The organism is Meridianimarinicoccus sp. MJW13 (assembly GCF_014901205.1).
Taxonomy (GTDB): Bacteria; Pseudomonadota; Alphaproteobacteria; order Rhodobacterales; family Rhodobacteraceae; genus Meridianimarinicoccus.
On the sequence record NZ_JACNMU010000007.1, the window covers coordinates 137,545 to 157,057 of the forward strand.

General features: G+C 65.9%; 18 protein-coding genes and 1 riboswitch. Of the genes, 4 read left to right on the forward strand and 14 right to left on the reverse strand.

What is annotated here, in order from left to right; all coding sequences use genetic code 11:
* Nucleotides 1-33 precede the first annotated feature (33 nt).
* From H8B03_RS13800 to xseA, 8 genes are all read right to left on the reverse strand, one after another.
* A complete protein-coding gene (locus tag H8B03_RS13800) occupies nucleotides 34-1,479 on the reverse strand; it encodes a TrkH family potassium uptake protein (protein ID WP_193142456.1) in 1,446 nt (481 codons plus the stop codon).
* A 327-nt stretch (nucleotides 1,480-1,806) separates the two neighbouring features.
* Nucleotides 1,807-2,907, reverse strand: a complete 1,101-nt coding sequence (gene folE2, locus H8B03_RS13805) for a GTP cyclohydrolase FolE2 (RefSeq protein WP_193142457.1) — start codon at nucleotides 2,905-2,907, stop codon at nucleotides 1,807-1,809.
* 89 nt (nucleotides 2,908-2,996) lie between these two features.
* A complete protein-coding gene (metZ, locus tag H8B03_RS13810) occupies nucleotides 2,997-4,190 on the reverse strand; it encodes an O-succinylhomoserine sulfhydrylase (RefSeq protein ID WP_193142458.1) in 1,194 nt (397 codons plus the stop codon).
* A 36-nt stretch (nucleotides 4,191-4,226) separates the two neighbouring features.
* A riboswitch (SAM riboswitch) is annotated at nucleotides 4,227-4,304 on the reverse strand.
* A 39-nt stretch (nucleotides 4,305-4,343) separates the two neighbouring features.
* Nucleotides 4,344-4,955, reverse strand: a complete 612-nt coding sequence (locus tag H8B03_RS13815; protein ID WP_193142459.1) for an inner membrane-spanning protein YciB — start codon at nucleotides 4,953-4,955, stop codon at nucleotides 4,344-4,346.
* A 61-nt stretch (nucleotides 4,956-5,016) separates the two neighbouring features.
* Nucleotides 5,017-5,919, reverse strand: a complete 903-nt coding sequence (locus H8B03_RS13820; protein WP_193142460.1) for a DMT family transporter — start codon at nucleotides 5,917-5,919, stop codon at nucleotides 5,017-5,019.
* A gap of 87 nt (nucleotides 5,920-6,006) precedes the next feature.
* Nucleotides 6,007-7,074 (reverse strand): signal recognition particle-docking protein FtsY, encoded by a 1,068-nt coding sequence (ftsY, locus tag H8B03_RS13825; RefSeq protein WP_193142461.1) that lies wholly within the window; start codon nucleotides 7,072-7,074, stop codon nucleotides 6,007-6,009.
* A gap of 305 nt (nucleotides 7,075-7,379) precedes the next feature.
* Nucleotides 7,380-9,077, reverse strand: coding sequence for an NAD(P)H-dependent oxidoreductase subunit E (locus H8B03_RS13830; RefSeq protein ID WP_193142462.1), 1,698 nt, complete (start codon nucleotides 9,075-9,077; stop codon nucleotides 7,380-7,382).
* 99 nt (nucleotides 9,078-9,176) lie between these two features.
* Nucleotides 9,177-10,769, reverse strand: a complete 1,593-nt coding sequence (gene xseA, locus H8B03_RS13835; protein WP_193142463.1) for an exodeoxyribonuclease VII large subunit — start codon at nucleotides 10,767-10,769, stop codon at nucleotides 9,177-9,179.
* A gap of 73 nt (nucleotides 10,770-10,842) precedes the next feature.
* Here xseA and purD point away from each other — a divergent pair, with 73 nt between their 5' ends.
* The 3 genes from purD to H8B03_RS13850 all read left to right on the forward strand — a co-directional run bounded on the left by purD (nucleotide 10,843) and on the right by H8B03_RS13850 (nucleotide 13,877).
* Entirely contained in the window at nucleotides 10,843-12,108 is a 1,266-nt protein-coding gene (gene purD, locus H8B03_RS13840; protein ID WP_193142464.1) for a phosphoribosylamine--glycine ligase, read from the forward strand.
* Between the two features lie 121 nt (nucleotides 12,109-12,229).
* On the forward strand, nucleotides 12,230-12,649 hold the full coding sequence (locus H8B03_RS13845) for a hypothetical protein (RefSeq protein ID WP_193142465.1): 420 nt from the start codon (nucleotides 12,230-12,232) through the stop codon (nucleotides 12,647-12,649).
* Nucleotides 12,642-13,877 (forward strand): HlyD family secretion protein, encoded by a 1,236-nt coding sequence (locus tag H8B03_RS13850; protein WP_193142466.1) that lies wholly within the window; start codon nucleotides 12,642-12,644, stop codon nucleotides 13,875-13,877. The genes H8B03_RS13845 and H8B03_RS13850 overlap by 8 nt, the downstream gene beginning before the upstream one ends.
* A 216-nt stretch (nucleotides 13,878-14,093) precedes the next feature.
* Here H8B03_RS13850 and H8B03_RS13855 read toward each other — a convergent pair whose 3' ends face one another.
* From H8B03_RS13855 to H8B03_RS13865, 3 genes are all read right to left on the reverse strand, one after another.
* On the reverse strand, nucleotides 14,094-14,468 hold the full coding sequence (locus tag H8B03_RS13855) for a cupin domain-containing protein (protein ID WP_193142467.1): 375 nt from the start codon (nucleotides 14,466-14,468) through the stop codon (nucleotides 14,094-14,096).
* 91 nt (nucleotides 14,469-14,559) lie between these two features.
* Nucleotides 14,560-15,279 (reverse strand): VCBS repeat-containing protein, encoded by a 720-nt coding sequence (locus H8B03_RS13860; RefSeq protein ID WP_193142468.1) that lies wholly within the window; start codon nucleotides 15,277-15,279, stop codon nucleotides 14,560-14,562.
* A gap of 3 nt (nucleotides 15,280-15,282) precedes the next feature.
* Nucleotides 15,283-15,606 carry a 2Fe-2S iron-sulfur cluster-binding protein gene (locus H8B03_RS13865; RefSeq protein ID WP_193142469.1) on the reverse strand — a complete coding sequence of 108 codons (324 nt, stop codon included), beginning with the start codon at nucleotides 15,604-15,606 and terminating at the stop codon, nucleotides 15,283-15,285.
* A 126-nt stretch (nucleotides 15,607-15,732) separates the two neighbouring features.
* Between H8B03_RS13865 and H8B03_RS13870 the strand changes: the two genes are divergently transcribed.
* Nucleotides 15,733-16,095, forward strand: coding sequence for an OB-fold nucleic acid binding domain-containing protein (locus H8B03_RS13870; RefSeq protein WP_193142470.1), 363 nt, complete (start codon nucleotides 15,733-15,735; stop codon nucleotides 16,093-16,095).
* A gap of 22 nt (nucleotides 16,096-16,117) precedes the next feature.
* Here H8B03_RS13870 and H8B03_RS13875 read toward each other — a convergent pair whose 3' ends face one another.
* From H8B03_RS13875 to H8B03_RS13885, 3 genes are all read right to left on the reverse strand, one after another.
* A complete protein-coding gene (locus tag H8B03_RS13875; protein WP_226925932.1) occupies nucleotides 16,118-16,816 on the reverse strand; it encodes a DUF2270 domain-containing protein in 699 nt (232 codons plus the stop codon).
* A 188-nt stretch (nucleotides 16,817-17,004) separates the two neighbouring features.
* Nucleotides 17,005-18,504 carry a DegQ family serine endoprotease gene (locus H8B03_RS13880; protein WP_193142471.1) on the reverse strand — a complete coding sequence of 500 codons (1,500 nt, stop codon included), beginning with the start codon at nucleotides 18,502-18,504 and terminating at the stop codon, nucleotides 17,005-17,007.
* Nucleotides 18,505-18,604: 100 nt separating this feature from the next.
* Nucleotides 18,605-19,489 carry a hypothetical protein gene (locus H8B03_RS13885; protein ID WP_193142472.1) on the reverse strand — a complete coding sequence of 295 codons (885 nt, stop codon included), beginning with the start codon at nucleotides 19,487-19,489 and terminating at the stop codon, nucleotides 18,605-18,607.
* Nucleotides 19,490-19,513: the final 24 nt, after the last annotated feature.

Here is a 19,513-nt window from a genome sequence, read left to right on the forward strand (position 1 = left end):
ATCAAGCCCCGCCCCCGGTGCCCGGCAAAGCCGTCAGGCGCGCCAGAATTGCGGGGTCATCAGGGCAAAGACCGCCAGCAGTTCCAGCCGCCCCAGCAGCATCCCCGCCGACAGCATCCATTTCGCCAGATCGTTGAGCGAGGCGAAGTTGCCTGCCGGTCCGATGGTGTGCCCCAGACCGGGGCCGATATTGGCCACCGCCGTGGCCGCGCCCGACACCGCCGTGATCAGATCCAGCCCGGTCATCCCCAGCCCGACCGACAGAAAACCGATGCTCAGGATGAAGGCGGCGAAGAAAACCATGACCGAGGACAGGACCTCCTCGCTCACCGGCTTGCCGTCATAGCGCGGGATCACCAGCGCGTTGGGCGAATGGATGCGCCGGATCTGCGAGTTGAGCGAGGCAAAAAGCAACTGGAACCGGAAGATCTTGATCGAACAGGCGGTCGAGCCCGCGCAGCCGCCGATCAGCCCGATGATGAAAAAGAACACCACCGGAAAGCTGCCCCACAGCATGTAATCGGCGCTGGCATAGCCGGTGCCGGTCAGGATCGAAACGGTGTTGAACAACGCCTCGCGAAACGGGGCCTCGCCCACGCCGGCCCGCTGCCACTGCCACAGCGACAGGCAAACCACGAGCACGCATGCGACCATGAAGAACCCGCGCACCTGTCGATCGCGCCACAACTGCTCGGGCGCACCGGCCACGAATTGCACGTAGCGGACGAAGGGCAGCGCGGCCAGCATCATGAACCCCACGGCCACATATTGAACGGCGGGACCGAAGGCGGCGAAGGAACTGTCGTAGTTGGCAAATCCGCCGGTGGCCACAGTGGTCATGGCGTGCACCGCCGCATCGAACCCGGACATGCCGAACCCGGCGTAGCACAGCGCGCAGGACACCGTCAGAACAAGGTAGATCACCGAGATCTGCGAGGCGATCTGGCTGGCCCGTGGCAGGATCTTGCCATCGGTCTCGAAGCCTTCGGATTTGAAGATCTGCATGCCCCCGACGCCCAGGGCGGGCAGAAAGACCATGGCCACGACGATGATGCCGACCCCGCCGAACCACTGCAGCAATCCGCGCCACAGCAGAATCCCCTGCGACATGGTATCCAGCCCCGACAGGACGGTCGCGCCAGTGGTGGTCAGCCCCGACATCGCCTCGAAGAACGCATCCACATAGCGCGCCTCGGGGGCACCCAGATAGAACGGCAGGGCGCCGAAAATCGGCAGGATCAGCCAGACCGTGGTTGTCAGCAGGAAGATCTGTTGCAGGTTCAGCCGCCCGCCCGCGCCATTGGCGCTGGTCATCGCCACGAACATCCCCACCGCCATCGAGGCCACGGCGCTGACCAGCATCGGCAGCCAGTTCTCGTCGCCGCGCGACAGGTCGAAGGCCATGGGCACCAGCATCGTGGCGCCCAGAACCGCAACCAGCAAACCCACCACATAGGAAACAGGGCGAATATCAATCATCCGTCAGTCCTGCGGCGCGCGCCGGTTCCTGTCAAGCAGTGGCGCAATGCCTTGGCGAACAGCGCGCGGGCCAGCGCCGCCTCTGCCCCGGTTTCAGCCCCCGTGTTCGGCGCAAGGGTTGAGGGTTACGGGACCACCGGCGCAGAGGGCCACGGCCCTACACCGCGGTCGTTGCCGCGCCCCGCGTGCATGCGGGACGCCGCCCTTCCGGGGCTCCGCCCGTTCGCGGCTCAAACGGTCCCCCGGACCGTTTGCGGGACGCCGCTCTTCCGGGGCTCCGCCCGTTCGCGGCTCAAACGGTCCCCCGGACCGTTTGCGGGACGCCGCTCACCCTACGTGGTACAGGGAATTGAACAGGCGGGGGTCGAGGCTTTCGGCGGCGAAGGTCGGGCCCTCGGTCAGCACGCTGACCGCATCGTGGCTGTGCAGGCTTTCCTGATGGCTGGCCACAACCCGGAAATCGCCCACGCGGGCATCGCCCAGAAGCTCGGCACAAAACAGGCGCGCGGCATCTTCCACGAAGATCGGGTTGGCGGCGTTCAGCTCGGCGAAAGCCTGTTCATCCTCGCGCTTGACCATCACCTGTGTCTCGGTCGGCACCGCCCGGCGGCACAGATCGATCAGATCCTCGAACCACAGGCAGGGCGCATCCTCGGCCAGTTCCACCGACACCCGCGCCACCGAGCGCTGGGAATGCGGCGTCGCCAGTTGTCCCCGCTCGCGCCGGGCATGTTCGCTCAGTTCCAGCGAACACGGGCAGGTCGAGGAATAGACAAAGTCCAGATGCACGATCTTCTTGCGCACGCCCGCCTGTTCAACCAGTTCCAGCGCGATGTCGTAATACTGGTACCCCGACAGGCCCGAACGCAGGCTGTCGACCTTCACCGGGAACGAAAACCGCATCTGGATGCGCGCGTCGAAACTGTCCAGATCGGTCTTGTAGGCATCCAGCGTTGCCTCGATCACCTCGAAGCTGAAGGTCTCTTCAGCGTGGCGATAGAAGGTGCGCATGATGCGCGACATGTTGATGCCCTTCTTCTCGGCCTCAAGGCTGACCGTGCCGGTGACCGAGGTTTCCAGCGTCAGATCGCCGTTGTCGCGCGTGTGAAAGCGGATCGGCAGGCGGAAGTTGGAAATGCCCACGTGCTGGATCTGCTGCCGCGCGCCCTTGATCAGGCTGGCCGGACCGTTCTGCAGGTCCGGCAAAGCCGCCTTGTAGGCCGGTGTCACCTGAAAATCCGCCGGGTAGTCGCGGGCCAGATCGGGATAGGCCCCCGCATTGCGCCCGGTCAGCGCCCCGATGCCAGGGTGCAGGGTGTCGACCTCCTGCACACCGCTCTGCCGCGCCCAGCGCCGCAACAGCGCCAGCGCCTCGGCGGCGTCTTCCCTTGTCGGCTCACGATCCTGCATCGGCGTATGAATATTCATCCTTGGGCTCCTCGGCTGGCGCTTGGCCGATCATGCCCGATCCCCCGGACAAAATCAGCCTCACACAAGCATACGTGAGCAGGCGTGACTCAGATCACTTCCAGTCCGTTCAGAAGATCCTGAAGAAGATCGCCCGCATCCTCCAGACCGCAGCTGATGCGGATCAGCCCCGGCGTGATGCCCAGTTCGGCCTTCTGGTCATCCGGCAGCCGCTGATGGGTGGTGGTGGCGGGATGGGTGACGATCGACTTGGCATCGCCAAGGTTGTTCGAGATGGTGAAAATCTCCAGTGCGTTCAGAAGCTTGAACGCCGCATCCTGACCGCCTGCAACGTCGATCGACAACACCGTGCCGCCGCCTTCCATCTGCGCCGCGGCCACGTCCTTCTGGGGATGATCGGCCAGCGTCGGATAAAGCACCCGGCGCAGTTTGGCATGTCCATGCAGGCTGTTGGCCAGCATCGTGGCGGCATCGGCCTGTGCCCGACAACGCAGGTCCAGCGTCTCCAGCCCCTTCAGCAGCACCCAGGCCGTGAACGGCGACATCGAGCCGCCGGTGTGCTTCATGTAGGGCTCCACGGTCTTGCGGATGAACTCTTGCGTACCAAGGATCACCCCGCCCAGCACCCGGCCCTGCCCGTCAATATGCTTGGTGGCCGAATAGATCACCACGTCCGCCCCCAGTTCCAGCGAGCGCTGGAACACCGGCGTGGCGAACACATTGTCCACCAGAACCTGGGCTCCCACCGCATGGGCGATGTCCGAAATCCCGCGAATGTCGGCCACTTCCAGCGTCGGGTTGGAGATCGCCTCAAGGAACACCGCCTTGGTGTCCGGGCGCATCGCGGCTTTCCAGGCATCCAGATCGGTGCCATCGACGAAAGTCACCTCGACACCGTAACGGGTCAGGATCTCTTCCAGGATGTACAGGCACGATCCAAACAGCGCCCGCGCCGACACCACGTGATCCCCGGCCTTCAGCATCGACGCCAGCGCGCCGTTGACTGCCGCCATGCCCGATGCCGTGGCGAAGGCATCCTCGGCCCCTTCCAGTGCGGCAATCCGTTCTTCGAACATGCGCACGGTGGGATTGCCATAGCGGGCATAGATAAACTCGTCCGGGCCGCTTTCGATGAACCGCGCTTCGGCCTGTTCGGCAGTGTCATAGACGAAGCCTTGGGTCAGGAAGATCGACTCGGAGACCTCGTTGTACTGGCTGCGGCGGGTTCCGCTGTGCACCAGCTTGGTGCGGGTGTTCCAGGACGGATTCGTGTTCTTGGCCATCGGGCCAACTCCTTTCACCAATGTACCGGGAGAAAAGACGGCCGAAGCCTGACCTCTTTAGCGGTATATTTAACGTGGCCCGCAATCCGGCAACAAAGCGCCACAGGTGGCGCGATACAAATCCCCGCGCCTTGCGTCAAGGGGGATGGCGTTTCAGGCCTCGGGATTGCTGTCGTCTTCGATGCCATAGGTGGCAAACAGGCGGGTCTGCGCCATGAAGAAGGCCATCGTGGCCAGCGGCAGGCCGAAGGTCTTGAAATTCACCCAGACATCGGTGGAAAAGCTGCGCCAGATCACCTCGTTGGCGACCATCAGCAGGGCAAAGAACAGCGCCACGCGCCGGGTCAGCAGCATCCAGCCGTCGTGCTCCAGCGGCACCAGTTCCTCCATCACATAGCGCAGGTAGGACTGGCCGCGCAGCAGGCCGAAGCCCAGCACGCCCGCGAACAGCGCATAGATCAGCGTGGGCTTCATCTTGAAGAAGCGCTCGTCGTTGAAGGCCACGGACATGCCGCCGAAGACCACCACCAGAACCGCCGTGACCACCTGCATCTTCGACAGATGCCCGGTCAGCGCCCACAGGGTGGCGGTTGCCGCCAGCAGGATCGGGATGAACAGCGCGGTGACCAGGATGAAGCCCGAGTATTCGGTGCCGCCGAAGGTAAAGACCTGCTCCTTCAGCCGCACGTAGCCGACGAAGAACAGCACCACGGGGCCCAGTTCCAGCGCCAGTTTCAGGTAGGGATTGATCTTGCGGCCGGCCATGGGTCTTCCTTGCTCTGATCACGCGGGGTCGCCTGTCACATCGGATGCCCACGCGCCGGGGTCAAGCCCCCAGCTCGACGATGACCGCGCCGATGGCGATCAGCGACATCAGCGCGATGCGGCGCGGCCCCACGGTTTCCTTAAGCACCAGCCAGCCGATCAGGGCGGCAAACACCGGCGAGGTTTCCCGCAACACCGCCGCCTGCCCGACCTTGCCGATGCGCGTTGCCAGCATGACCGAGCCGAAGCTGCCATAGGCGATGAAAGCGCCGATCAGCCCGCGCAGCATCAGCGGTTTCAGCGCCGGACGCACGTCCATGCGCCGCCAGCGCCGCAGCGCCAACACCGGCATCAGCAGCCCATCGAGGAAGAAAAACCACGCCAGGAAGGTGAAGGGATTCGCCGTCGCCCGGATGCCATAGGCGTCATAGGTCGTATACAGCGCCACGAAGCCCCCCGTCGCCACCGCCAGCCACAACGCCGGCACCAGCGTGTGCCGGTCAAGCTGTACGTGGATCAGGTTGTAGATCGCCAACCCGAAGATCCCCGAGACCAGCACAGCCACCCCCATCCACTGCATCGGGGTGTAGCTTTCGTTGAAGATCAGCCAGGCCCCCACCACGGTGAACAGCGGCCCGGTGCCCCGCACCACCGGATAGACCACCGTATAGGCGCCGCGCTCATAGGCCAGCGCCTGCAGCATCTTGTAGCCCGCGTGGATGAAGAAGACGCTCAGGAAGATGATCCACATGTGCGGCTCGGGCCAGGGCGTCACGAACAGGGCGATGGGCGCGGCCATGGCACCATAGCAGAAATCGATCGCCCCGCGGCTGAGCCAGGGATCGTGACGCCCCTTCTGCAAGGCCCCGAAAACCGCGTGCAACAGTGCCGCCGACAGCGCCAGCAACAGCGCCACCTGCTGCCCGGCCTCGGTGCCTTCCAGAGAGATCAGCCATTCGCTCATGCGCCGTCGCTACCTGCTTCGGCGCGGCTGCACAATCATGCCCGCGTCATTGCGGCGCGGCCACATGGCAGGAGTGCGCGGGCCGCATCATTCCGACAGGCCGGTCAGGGCAACGGCGAATTCTTCCGGGTCGAACGGGGCCAGATCGTCGATCTGCTCACCCACGCCGATGGCATGGATTGGCAGGCCAAAGCGGTCGGCAAGCGCCACCAGCACCCCACCGCGCGCGGTGCCGTCCAGCTTGGTCATCACCAGACCCGACACATCGGCCAGCTTCTGGAACTCCTGCACCTGGTTCAGGGCGTTCTGTCCGGTGGTGGCATCCAGCACCAGCAGCGTGTTGTGCGGCGCGTCGGGATCCTTCTTGCGGATCACCCGGACGATCTTGGCCAGTTCTTCCATGAGGTCGGCGCGGTTCTGCAAACGCCCGGCGGTGTCGATCATCAGCAGATCGGCACCATCGCGTTCGGCGCGGGTCATCGCCTCGAAGGCCAGGCTGGCGGGATCTGAACCTTCGGGCGCGGTCATCACCGGCACGCCCGCGCGCTCGCCCCAGACCTGCAACTGCTCGACCGCTGCGGCCCGAAAGGTGTCGCCCGCCGCAATCACCACCGATTTCCCGGCCGCGCGAAACTGGCTGGCCAGCTTGCCGATGGTGGTGGTCTTGCCGGCGCCATTGACGCCCACCACCAGCACCACCTGCGGGCGCTTGTTGTAGATCGGCATCGGGCGCGCCACCGGTTCCATGATCCGGGCCACCTCTTGCGCCAGAAGCTGCTTGAGCTCACGGCTCGACAGCTTGCTGCCCATGCGGCCCTGCGCCAGCGCCGCCGTCACCCGGCTGGCGGTCTCGACCCCCATGTCGGCGGTGATCAGCAGATCCTCGATCTGCTCCAGCATGTCATCGTCCAGCGCCCGGCGCGGCGCCCCCGTCGTGTCGGCGCGCCCCATCAGCCGCCCCAGCAAACCCGGCTGTGCGGCGGCGGGTTTGGCCTCGGGTTTCGGGGCCTCGGGTGCCGGTGCCGCTGCCGCCGGAGCCACCTCGGGCGCGGGCGGTGCTGCCTCCGCCTCCTCCTCCACGATCGCGTCGATCCCTTCCTCCAGCCTGGAGGAGGATTTGAACATGCGATCCTTGAGTTTCGAGAAGAAGGACATCGGCTCAGCCTTTCAATACACCTGCCTTTCCCTACCCGCCTGTGTCCCCGGATGGAAGAGCACGCCCGCTTGCCGCGCCCGGATCAAGGGCGGCGCAGCCGGGGCTCAGCCCGCACCCTTGAGGCGGGCGCGGCAAGCTTCCATCCTTGAAAGGGCGCTCTGAAGACGCGCATCGCGCCCTCAGACGCCTCTCAGCACAGTCTCCCCCCTGCCGCCCTCCCGACGCCGGGCACGGGGCGGCAGCCGCCGGACCTCCGGTCCGGCCAGCATGTCGTGCGCCCGTCAGGGCGCGCCGCGTAACAGGATCAGATCTCGTCAGGAAAGTGCTTCATGGTCAGTCGGATCGGATTCGGGGCTGCCTGCCCCAGCCCGCAGATCGAGGCATCGGCCATCACCGTACACAGGTCTTCCAGCAAACCCCGGTCCCATCGTTCCGCCTGCATCAATTGCACGGCTTTCTCGCAGCCTGCCCGACAGGGCGTACACTGGCCGCAGCTTTCATCCTCGAAGAACCGCAGCATGTTCAGCGCCGCATCGCGCACCCGGTCCTTGTCCGACAGAACCACCACCGCCGCCGAGCCGATGAAGGTCTCGTGCCGGTGCAGCGTGTCGAAATCCAGCGGCACATCATGCAGGCTGGCGGGCAGAATGCCGGAAGACGGCCCGCCCGGCTGGTAGGCCTTGAAGACATGCCCCTCGGCCATGCCCCCCGCCGCCGCGATCACATCCGTTATGGTGGACCCCGCGGGCAGCAGATAAACCCCCGACCGCGCCACCCGGCCAGAGACCGAATAGCTGCGCAGCCCGGTGCGCCCATTCTTCTCATGGGCATTCAGCACCTGAGGCCCCTCGCGGCAGATGCGCGCCACCCAGAACAGGCTTTCGACATTGTGCACCAGCGTCGGCCGCCCGAAGATCCCGACCTGCGCCACATAGGGTGGCCGGTGCCGGGGCAAGCCGCGCTTGCCCTCGATCGATTCGATCATCGCGCTTTCTTCGCCGCAGATATAGGCGCCCGCGCCGCGCCGCAGATCGACGAACCCGGGCGCGATCAGCCCGGCGGATTCCAGGGCGGCGATTTCGCGGTGCAGGATCTCCAGCACGGCGGGGTATTCGTCGCGCAAATAGATGAAACAGGTCTCGGCCTCGACCGCCCAGGCGGCGATCAGCATGCCTTCCAGGAACAGATGCGGCCGGCGTTCCAGATAGTGGCGATCCTTGAAGGTGCCCGGCTCGCCCTCGTCGGCATTGACCGCCAGATAGCGCGGCCCGTCCGCGGCCCGCACGAAGGACCATTTGCGCCCCGACGGGAAGCCCGCGCCACCCAGACCGCGCAGCCCTGATTGCAGGATGCGGTCCTGCACCTCTTCGGGATCGCCTGCGGCGCGCAGGGCTTCCAGTTCCGCATAGCCGCCTTCGGCCCGATAGGCCGCCAGTTCTTCGTAGTCGGGGATCACCGGGTGGCTGCGCCCTTCGGCCACGGCCGCCAGTACCGTTTCAGGCGTGGCATGATCGACGTGATAATGGCCCAGTTCCACCACCGGGGCAGTGTCGCACCGGCCCATGCAGGGGGCGCGCAGCACCCGCACCTGCGCCGGATCGGTGCCGGCCTCCAGCGCCGATTTCAGCGCCTGCGCCCCGGCCATCTCGCATGACAGGGAATCGCAGACCCGGATGGTCAGGGATGGCGGCGGCGTCTCGCCTTCCTTCACCAGATCGAAATGGGCATAGAAGCTGGCCACTTCCCAGACCTCGGCCTGTGACAGGCGCATTTCTTCGGCCAGCCCCCGCAGATGCGCCGCCGCAAGATGGCCATAGCGATCCTGGATCAGGTGCAGAAACTCGATCAGCAGATCCCGTCGGCGCGGACGGTCGCCCAGCAGCGCCCGCACCTCGTCCCAGGCGGCATCGTTCAGTTGCCGCCCCTTGGGCGTCGTGCGGCCCTTGCCGGGCGCCGATTTCCAGATGCCCTTGCCAAGCGCCTTTGTGGTGTCCCCTGCCATAGTCTACCGTCCTCCGACCCATTGTTTCTTGCTACGCAGCAGGCACCGTTCCCTGCATTTCAGAAGCGACGCTTTCCGGCCCGCCAGGGCCATTCGCACCTAGAATAGCGAACCCTGATCTGGCGGCATATCCTTGATCTTGCGGCGTTTGCCACTGGGTGCGGGTTTTGCCTCGGGCCCGGCGCCCCCGTCGGTCGCCGGCACCGCCTCCAGCACCCCATCGCGAAACTGGATCTGCAGGGCGCTCTGGGTGGCCCCGGATGCGGCACTTGTCACCAGCGTATCGCCGGCGCGCACCACCGCAAAGCCGCGCGCCAGCGTGGATTCGTAGCCCAGCGAGCCGCGCAACCGTTCCAGCGCCGCAAGCCCCTGCCGCCGTTCACCCATGCGCGCCTTCCAGGCCTGCCGCAGCCGCCCCTGCAACCGTGACAGATCGCCGGGTGCCGCCGCCTGCTTTTGCCGGATCGAGCGCAGGCTGAGCCGGCCCGAGATCCCCGCCAGATCCAGCTTGCGGCGCGACTGGAAGGTCTCGGCCGCCCGGTCCAACCGCTTGCCTGCCACTGCCAGCCGCTGACGCTGAGCCTCCAACCGGTCGTTCAGGCGGCCCGGATGCAGGCTGCCCTTGGCGCTGTTCAGACGCGCGCGTTCCTGATGCACACGGCTGCGCAAGGCCACCGGCAGGCGTTGCGAAACCGCGTCGAACCGTTGCTCTGCATGGCGGGTCAGATCCTGCGGGCGCGGCAACGCCCGCGACAGATCCCGCAACCGCTGGCCGCGCTGTGCGGCGCTGCGCGCGTGCGCCCCGGCCAGCCGCGCGCCCATGCCTTCGGTAAAGGCCAGAAGCTCGGCCCGCACCGGCACCGCGATTTCCGCCGCCGCCGTCGGGGTCGGAGCGCGCCGGTCCGACACGAAATCGATCAGCGTGGTGTCGGTCTCATGCCCCACCGCCGAAATCAGCGGGATCTCGGACGCCGCCGCCGCCCGCGCCACGACCTCCTCGTTGAAGCCCCACAGATCCTCGATCGAGCCGCCGCCGCGCGCCACGATCAGCACATCGGGCCGGGGCAGCGCACCGCCGGGGGTCATCCGGTTGAAGCCCTCGATGGCGCGCGCCACCTCTGGCGCACAACGCTCGCCCTGCACCGCCACCGGCCAGATCAGCACCTTGGACGGAAACCGGTCGCGCAGCCGGTGCAGGATGTCGCGGATTACCGCGCCCGAGGGAGAGGTCACCACGCCGATGATCTGGGGCAGATAGGGCAGCGGCCGCTTGCGCTCGGGCGCGAACAGCCCCTCGGCCTCCAGCATCTTCTTGCGCTTTTCCAGCATGGCCATCAGGGCACCCGCACCGGCAGGTGTGATGCTGTCGATCACCATCTGGTATTTCGACTGGCCGGGAAAGGTGGTCAGCCGCCCGGTGGCGATCACCTCAAGCCCCTCTTCGGGCTGGGTTGCCAGCTTGGCCGCCTGGCCTTTCCAGATCACACCTGCCAGCACCGACCGGTCGTCCTTCAGGTCCAGATAGACATGGCCCGAGCGCGGGCGCGACACACGGCCCAGCTCGCCGCGCACCCGGACGCGGGCGAATCCCCCCTCGATGGTCTTTTTCACCGCGCCGGAAATCTCGGAAACGGTGAATTCGGGGGCATTGTCCCCCGGTACGGGGCTTGGATCTTCGAACAGGTCGGACATTGACGGGCCTTTGCTTGCGCATCTCGGACCCGCACCCTAGAACCCAAGGCCGAAAAGGCCAAGGAGGGCGGCGATGAACATTCTGATCCTGGGCGGCGGGGGCCGTGAGCATGCGCTGGCATGGGCGGCGCAGCAAAACCCCAAATGCGACCGCCTGATCACGGCCCCCGGCAACGCCGGAATGGCGGATATCGCCGAACTGGCCGACCTCGACATCAATGATGGCCCGGCGGTCGCCCAATTCTGCGTCGAGAACGCCATCGACTTCGTCATCATCGGCCCCGAGGCACCGCTGGCCGCCGGGGTGGCGGACGAATTGCGCGCCACCGGCATCCTGTGTTTCGGCCCATCGGCGGACGCGGCCAAGCTGGAAGCGTCGAAATCCTTCACCAAGGAAATCTGCGACGCCGCCGGTGCCCCCACCGCCGCCTGGGCGCGCTTCACCGAAGCCGCCCCGGCCAAGGACTATATCCGCGCACAAGGCGCGCCGATCGTGGTCAAGGCCGACGGTCTGGCGGCGGGCAAGGGCGTAATCGTCGCCATGACCGAAGCCGAAGCCCTGGACGCCATCGACGACATGTTCGGCGGCGTCTTTGGCGGCGCCGGGACCGAGGTGGTGATCGAGGAATTCATGGAGGGCGAGGAAGCCTCGTTCTTCGTGCTCTGCGACGGCGAGGTCGCCCTGCCCGTGGGCACCGCGCAGGATCACAAGCGCATCGGCGAAGGCGACACCGGCCCCAACACTGGCGGCATGGGCGCCTATTCCCCCGCACCGGTGCTGACTGACAAGATCGCCGAACGCACCATGACCGAGATCGTCTATCCGACCCTGCGCGAGATGGTGGCGCGCGGCACCCCCTACCAGGGCGTGCTCTACGTCGGGCTGATGATCCAGGACGGCGCACCGCGCCTGGTGGAATACAACGTCCGCTTCGGCGATCCGGAATGCCAGGCCCTGATGCTGCGGCTGGGCGCGCAGGCCTTCGACCTGCTGCACGCCTGCGCCGAAGGCCGTCTGGCCGACACCCAGGTCACCTGGGCCGATGATCATGCCATGACCGTGGTGCTCGCTGCACAGGGCTATCCCGGCAGCTATGCCAAGGGCAGCGAGATCAAGGGCCTCGACGCCCTGCCCGCCGACAGTTTTCACATGATGTTCCACGCCGGCACCAAGGAAGTCGACGGCAAGATTACCGCCAACGGCGGAAGGGTGCTGAATGCCACGGCGCGCGGCGCAACCCTGGCCGAGGCCCGCGACCGCGCCTATGCGCTGGTCGATGGCACCAACTGGCCCGAGGGCATCTGCCGCCGCGACATCGGCTGGCGCGCGCTGAACTGACGGGCGATTCCCCCCTGGCTCCCCCAGGGGCGAAAACCCTTGCCCCAGCGTCATCCGGGTTGGTAGACCCCAGGCAATGGCCCGGCCCCGGGCTCCTTCGCATCTACAAGGATATCCCGCCATGGCCGACCCCGCTTTGCCCATCCACCCCCTCGCACCAGAGCATCTGCCCCGCTTCATCACCGCCCCGGGCCAGACCGACCAGATGCTGGTGAACGTCGGGATCTTCCTGGTGGTCGCCATCCTGCTGCTGGGGGTGTTGTATCTGTACCTGCACTCCCTGCCCGACCGGATGGCGCATAGCTCCAACTCGGCCCAGTTCCAGTTGATCGGCGTGATGACCCTGCTGGCGCTGTTCACCCACAACAACATCTTCTGGGTGGGCGCCTTGCTGCTGGTCTTTCTCGACATCCCCGATTTCATGACCCCGTTACGCAGCATCGCGGCCTCTCTGGAAAAGGCAACCGGCCGTCAGGGCCTGCCCGAAACCGTGACCGGCGAGGATGCGGCCAAACCGGCGGCGGAGACCGATCATGTTTGAACTGATGTTCTGCTCGTTCTTCACGATCCTGCCGGACTACCTGTATCGCCGCCTGATACAGGGCAAGCGGATCGGCCAGGAAATCAACCTGTTCACAGTCTGGTACGAATTGCGCTGGGGGCTGACCGGGTGCTTCATGCTGACCATCGGCCTGATCACAACGGTGTTCTACTTCCACCCGTCGACCACGGCTGTATCGTCCTACTATCGCACGGTCACCATCCTGCCGCAGATCGCCGGACGGGTCGAAGCTGTCTACGTGATCTCGAAACAGGAGGTGAAGACCGGTGATCCGATCTTCAAGATCGAGGATTCCTCGCAGCAGACCGCCCTGGACACCGCCACCCGTCGCATTGCCGAGATCGAGGCCGCCGCGCTGGTGGCCCAAAATCAGCTCACGGCCGCCGAAGGCACCATCGATCAGGCCATCGGCGCGCTCGAACAGTCCGAAGATGAACTGGCCCGCCAGTTGAACCTGCAGGCGCGCAACCCCGATGTGGTGGCCGGGCGCGAGATCGACCGGCTGCAGAACTCGGTCGAATCCCGGCTAGGCGCCGTGGACGCCGCGCAAGCCCAGCGGGCGGCCATCGAAACCCAGATCAACGAATTGCTCCCGGCGCAACTGGCTACCGCCAATGCGCAATTGGCGCAAGCACAGGCCGAGTTGGACAAGACTCTGGTCGTGGCCGGGGTCGACGGCACGGTCGAGCAATTCGGGCTGCAGGTCGGCGACTATATCTCCTCCGTCCTGCGCCCGGCCGGCATCCTGATCCCGCATGAGTTCGATCGGGGTGTGTTTCTGGCAGGTTTCGGACAGTTGACAGGCCAGGTCGTCAAGCCCGGCATGCTGGCCGAGATCGCCTGCGCCACGCAACCGTTCAAGATCATCCCGATGGTGGTGACTTCGGTGCAGCCGGTGATCGCCTCGGGGCAGTTCCGGCCCTCGGACCGGCTGCTCGATCCGGGCAATGCGCCGGCACCGGGGTCGCTGACCGCCACCCTGCAACCGTTGTTTGAAGGGCAGACCAATGCGGTTCCGCCCGGCAGTTCCTGTGTCGCCAACGCCTACACCAGTTTTCACGCGCAACTGGAAAGCGCCGATCTGCCATTCTTGACACGGCTCGGGATGCACGGGGTGGACACGGTCGGCCTGCTGCACGCAATCATCTTGCGGGCACAGGTGTTGTTGCTGCCGGTCCGGACACTGGTGTTCTCGGGCGGCCACTAGGGCAACCGGGGCGCTTGCCGGGTCCGGCGGGCCCTGACCATGGACGCGGCGCCTTGAGGGGCAGACCTGCCGCTCAAACGCCTCTCAGCAGTATCCCTTGGCATTCTTGCAGGCCCACAGCGGACCGGTGCGCGCAACCGCCGCGCCCGTCAGGGCGCGGCACGGCCCAACCCCGTCAGACACCGCACGGTGTCGCAACGGGGGCGGGAGCGCCCCCTATCCGTCGGTCGGGAACTGCACCACCATCATCTCGACCGCTTCGCCGTTCATCGCGCGCGAGGCATGGCCACCGCCCGTCACATCCTTCATCCAGAAGATGTCACCCGGCCCGAAATCACGGACCTCGCCGTCCCCGGCCTCGACCCGGAACAGGCCGCGCAGGATGAAGGCCACTTGTTCCAGCGGCGAATTGTGCGGAACCCCCACCCAGCCTGCGGGCAGGGTCAGGGCCACCAGCGCGCTTGCGGGGATCTTCTCGGACAGCAGCATCGGTGCTGCGGGCGGCGCGAAATGGGTCTCTTCCAGCAGGAAATCGGCCTCCTGAAAGTGGGAAACCCCTTCGGCATCTTCATCCAGTATCGTGTAACGCATGGCGGCTCCTCCCTTACCGAAAATCATCGGACCGGGCGAAGCCTAGCATGGGACCGGAGTTTCCCGAAGAGTCTGAGATCAGGCCAGCCGATCAGTCGGCACAGGCCAGGGCCGCGTCAAAGCCCGCCGCATCGGTGGGCTTGCCCAGGCGGCGGGCACTCAACTGACCCTCTCGCAACTGCACCGCCACCAGATCGCCCCAGTTGCCCGTGGCCAGCACCAGTTCGGCGCCCTGCCCGCAGTCCCGCACCCCGCCCGAGATGTCACGCTCTCCGATCCGGTGGTTGGTCACGCCCGGCAGGTCTGCCACCGGCACCAGCGCCCCATCCTCGATGCGCCAGACGCGCAGGGTCTTGGCCAGATGCGGGCGGTCCACATAGGCGATCTCGATCCTGCCGTCGCCGTCCAGATCCGCGATCCCCGCCGGCGCCAGCCAGCGGAACCGCGTGCCGATGAAGGGGGTGGCATAGCGCAGGCCGGTGGCATCATAGATCGCCAGACGCGCCCCGCGCCGCTGGTCGCTTTCGACCACCACAACCTCGGCCTGCCCGTCGCCATCCACGTCCGCCAGACGTGGCGCTGTGTCCTCGAACACCCGCGTGTCGGGCAACACCAGCCGCAGGGGCGGCGCGTCGGCACGTTCCAGCACCAGCGCGCCATGTTCGATGCCATCGCCCAGCACCGCATGCGGATAGCGGGTGGTGGGATCGGCGTAGCGGGCGCCGGTGATCTCGGCCGCGACCGGCAGCGCCAGAAACATCGCCAGCACCCCTGCCAGCAGCCCCGGCACCGCCGCCCGCCCGATACACATGGCTCAGATCTGCTTTTCGGGCATCTGTACAACCAGCCCGTCCAGATCGTCGGTCACCTTGATCTGGCAGGTCAGGCGCGACCGCCCCGGCTCGGGCTCATAGGCGAAATCCAGCATGTCCTCTTCCATCGGATCGGCGGCGGGCACCTTCTCGATCCAGTCGGGATGCAGGTAGACATGGCAGGTGGAACAGGCGCAGGCGCCGCCGCAATCGGCCTCGATCCCGGGCACGTTGTTGTCGCGCGCGCCTTCCATCACGGTCAGCCCCACGGGCACATCGACGACATGCTCGGTTCCATTGTGCTCGATATAGGTGATCTTCGGCATGTTCTGCCCCTTCTGCCTGGCTCACTTGCAAACTCTCGCTGAGGCGGGACATAGGCCAGCGCGACGGGATTTTCCAGAGCCGCACGCGCCCTTGTGAAATCGTCGCATTGTTCTATCTTTGTTCACATGCCCCGCAGCCTGACCCCAGCCCCGTCTGACATCCAGTGGCCCCGCCCGCCGCTGGCCCTGCCGGCCGCCTGGCTGGATCGCCCGCCCAATGGTGCGCGGGTAACCGTGGCCGGGCTGGTGCTGGTGCGCCAGCGGCCCGGCACCGCCAAGGGGGTAATCTTCCTGACGCTTGAGGATGAGACCGGTGTGGTCAACGTGGTGGTCTGGAAATCGCTGTTCGACGTGCACCGCCGCGCCGTGATCGCCGGGCGGCTGCTGCGGGTGACCGGGCGCATCCAGCGCGAGAACTCTGTCACCCATGTGGTCGCCGAACAGGTCGAAGATATCTCGGCCCTGCTGGACACGCTTATGACCTCGTGACCCGCGCCCCGGCGCCAGCCGGTCAGGCGATCGAGATCAGATGCTTGCGCCCCGCCGCGGCCCGCACCCGCTTTTCGATCATCTGCGTCCAGACCGCGACGATGATCCAGCTGCCGTGGAAAGCCACCCCCAGCAGGAAGACCCAGCCGCCATGGACCGGGCCGATGGCGGCACGCTGGATGAACTCGGCGAAATCGGCGGCCGGAACCGGATGGATCAGCAGCTTTCCGAAATAGGCCACCGCCTGCACCGACAGGATATAGGCATAGTTGCGCCGCAACCGCCGCCCCATCGCCCGCAGGAACGAGATATGAAACGTCGGATGGATATAGTCCGAGGCCAGCAGCGTGTTCCACTTGCCATCCATGAGCACGCCCTCGCCGCGCAGCATCGGGCCGTACATGTCGGTTTCCATCAATCGGCAGCGCGCCCGCCAGACGTTGAAATAGCGATAGCGGCGCGCTTCGAACATCAGGAAAACGCCCACCAGCAGACCCACCAGCAACAGCGGCAGCGGCGTCGCCTCGGGTCCGGCAAAGGTCAGCGACAGGGCCAGCCCCGTGGTCACCACCGACCAGTTGGTGGTCTGGTCCAGCCGGGTGCGCCAGATCGTGCTGCGGTAAACCTCGCCGCGATAGAGATGCGCCAAGGCCCCCATTTCAGCGGCCGTGAACTCTCCGGCCTGATCCTGGACCTGGGGCTTGAAATTTGGATGTGTCATATGGCTTTCCGTCTGGTGCCTCCCGACTATTGCACCCCATCCGCGACCCGCCTAGGACAAGTTCGCCAACTGCCCGGATTTTTGGCGCGCGACCATGAATGGCAAGCGATCCGTGTTGCTCCGTTCCGGGCGTCCGCCACGAAAAAGGGCGCCCGAAGGCGCCCCATCCGTTGATCACATGATCGGTGTCAGTCCACCGAGAGCGCCACGAAACGCGGATCCCCGCCCCGGCGCACCAGCAGCAGCAGCGACTTGCGGCCAGCCTCGCGGGCATCGGCGATGCGATCCTGAAGGTCGGTGACCGAGCTGACCTTCTCCTGCCCGGCTTCGGCGATCACGTCACCGCTGCGCAGACCCTTCTCGAAGGCGTCGCTGTCTTCATCCAGATCGGTGACCACCAGGCCGGTGCTGTCTTCTTCCAGACCCAGCTGGCTGCGCAACTCGTCGTTCAGAACCGTCACATCCATGCCCAGGACGGTGTCCTGGATCGGTTCGTTGGCGGCGGCGGCGGCCGGCACGGTTTCGGCGGTCTCGCGACGGCCAAGCGTGACCATCAGCGTTTCGGTCTTGCCATCGCGGAACACGGTGACCCGCACGGCCTTGCCGACCGAGGTGTTGCCGACCTTGCGCACCAGTTCGCGGGTGTCGCTCACATCGGTGCCGTCGAAGCTGAGAATCACGTCGCCCGACTTCATCCCGGCATCCAGCGCCGGACCTTCCGGCACATCGGTGACCAGCGCGCCTTCGGCGGTCTCAAGTCCCAGCGCATCGGCCAGTTCCTCGGTCACGTTCTGGATCCGCACACCCAGCCAGCCGCGGCGGGTTTCGCCGAACTGCTTGAGTTGGTCGACCACGTTCTTCACCACCGAGGACGACATGGCAAAGCCGATGCCGATGGAACCGCCGTTGGGCGACAGGATCGCGGTGTTCACGCCGATCACCTGACCGTCCATGTTGAACAGCGGCCCGCCCGAGTTGCCCCGGTTGATCGCCGCGTCGGTCTGGATGTAGTCGTCATAGCTGCCCGACAGCGCCCGGCCGCGCGCCGAGACGATGCCGGCAGAGACCGAGAACCCCTGCCCCAGCGGGTTGCCCATGGCCATGACCCAGTCGCCCACGCGGGCGGCTTCGCTGTCGCCGAAAGTGACGAAGGGCAGCGGGGTGTCGCTGTCGACCTTGAGCAGCGCGATGTCGGTTTTCGGATCGGTGCCGATGACTTCCGCCGGAAGCTCGGTGCCGCCAAAGAACTCGATCATGATCTCGTCGGCGGATTCGATGACGTGGTTGTTGGTGACGATATAGCCGTCTTCCGACACCACGAAGCCCGATCCCAGCGCCGAACCGCGCCGCTGGCGCTGCTGGTCGCCCTGGCCGTTGCGATCCATGAAGTCTCGGAAGAAGTCCTCGAACGGCGAGCCATCGGGAATGATCGGCATGTTCTCACCACTGGCCGTGGCAACGGTGGTACGTGTGGTGATGTTGACCACGGCGTCGCTGACCTGTTCTGCCAGATCGGCGAAGCTGTCAGGCGCACCCCGGGCTTCGACGGGCTGGCCCTGTCCAAGGGCAACCGCAAAGCCAAGCCCAAGCGCCACGATGGCCGCCCGCACCTGAGAGGGTTGGGAAATATCGCTGAAGCGCACTGTGATCTCCTTTTTCGTTCGTTCAGGCAGGCCGCTCGGAAACATGCGGTCTGTTTGATACGCAATATGGGGGTGTCGCGACGAAAAAGCCAACTCCCTCGCCGTTGCAATTGCTGTCACACCTGCGTGAAAGATGTGAACCGCGTCAGAAAGTGATGTTCAGGATCGCCCCGAAGATCGGCGCGTTGTCATAGTCGCGCTGCACCTGCTTGCGGCCATCCTTGTCGCTGAGCGTGAAGCGGCCATTGGTCTGCACCCCGGCAAAGGCGGCAAGGCGGACCTGGTCGTTGGGTTCCCATCCGACACTGGCCACCAGCGGAAAGCTCTGGTCGCGGGCGATACCGTCCGGCACGCTGGCGTCGTCGTCCAGACGGAATTCCACGTTCTCGACCCGGCCAGCGATGCCGACGCTCCACGCGTCGTTCAGGGCGTAGGTCAGTGCCAGACCCGGCCCCTGGGTGGCGCCGAGCCCTTCCCCGGTGGCCAGTTGCAGACGCTCGGTGATGTCCCATTCCACCAGCAGGAAGGGGAACACCTGCACGTCGTCGTCCAGCTTGGAGAAGATCCCCAGCGCCGGGCCGATCACCAGGTTGGGCGAGACCCGCCACGCCGCCCCGGCAAACATGCCCCAGGTCATCGCCTTGTCCATGTCGCCGTCGATCTCGCCGTTCCAGCGCACGGTCGGGGCGATGAAGCCGAAGCCCGTATCGCCAAGGCGGAAGTCATAAGACAACGAAATGCTGTCGCTGCGATAGTCGAAACTCTTGCCGATGGCGGGCACATCGTCGAAGTCATAGCGGCCCCGGCCGATCTCGACGCCGACGCCGACGCCGGTGCGGCGGGTCAACAGGAAGGACGCGCCGAAGTTCACCACCCCGGCGCTGGCGCTGACCGAGCCGCCACCGTCGATATCGGCCTTCGATTGATACAGCGCGCCCGTGGTGATCTCGTAAGTCGCCAGATCGGGACGTTCCTGCGCCAAGACTGGCAGGGGAAGCAGGGCTAGGGCAGAGACCAGAACGGAACGCATCGCGAACTCCAATAAGGCAAGGTA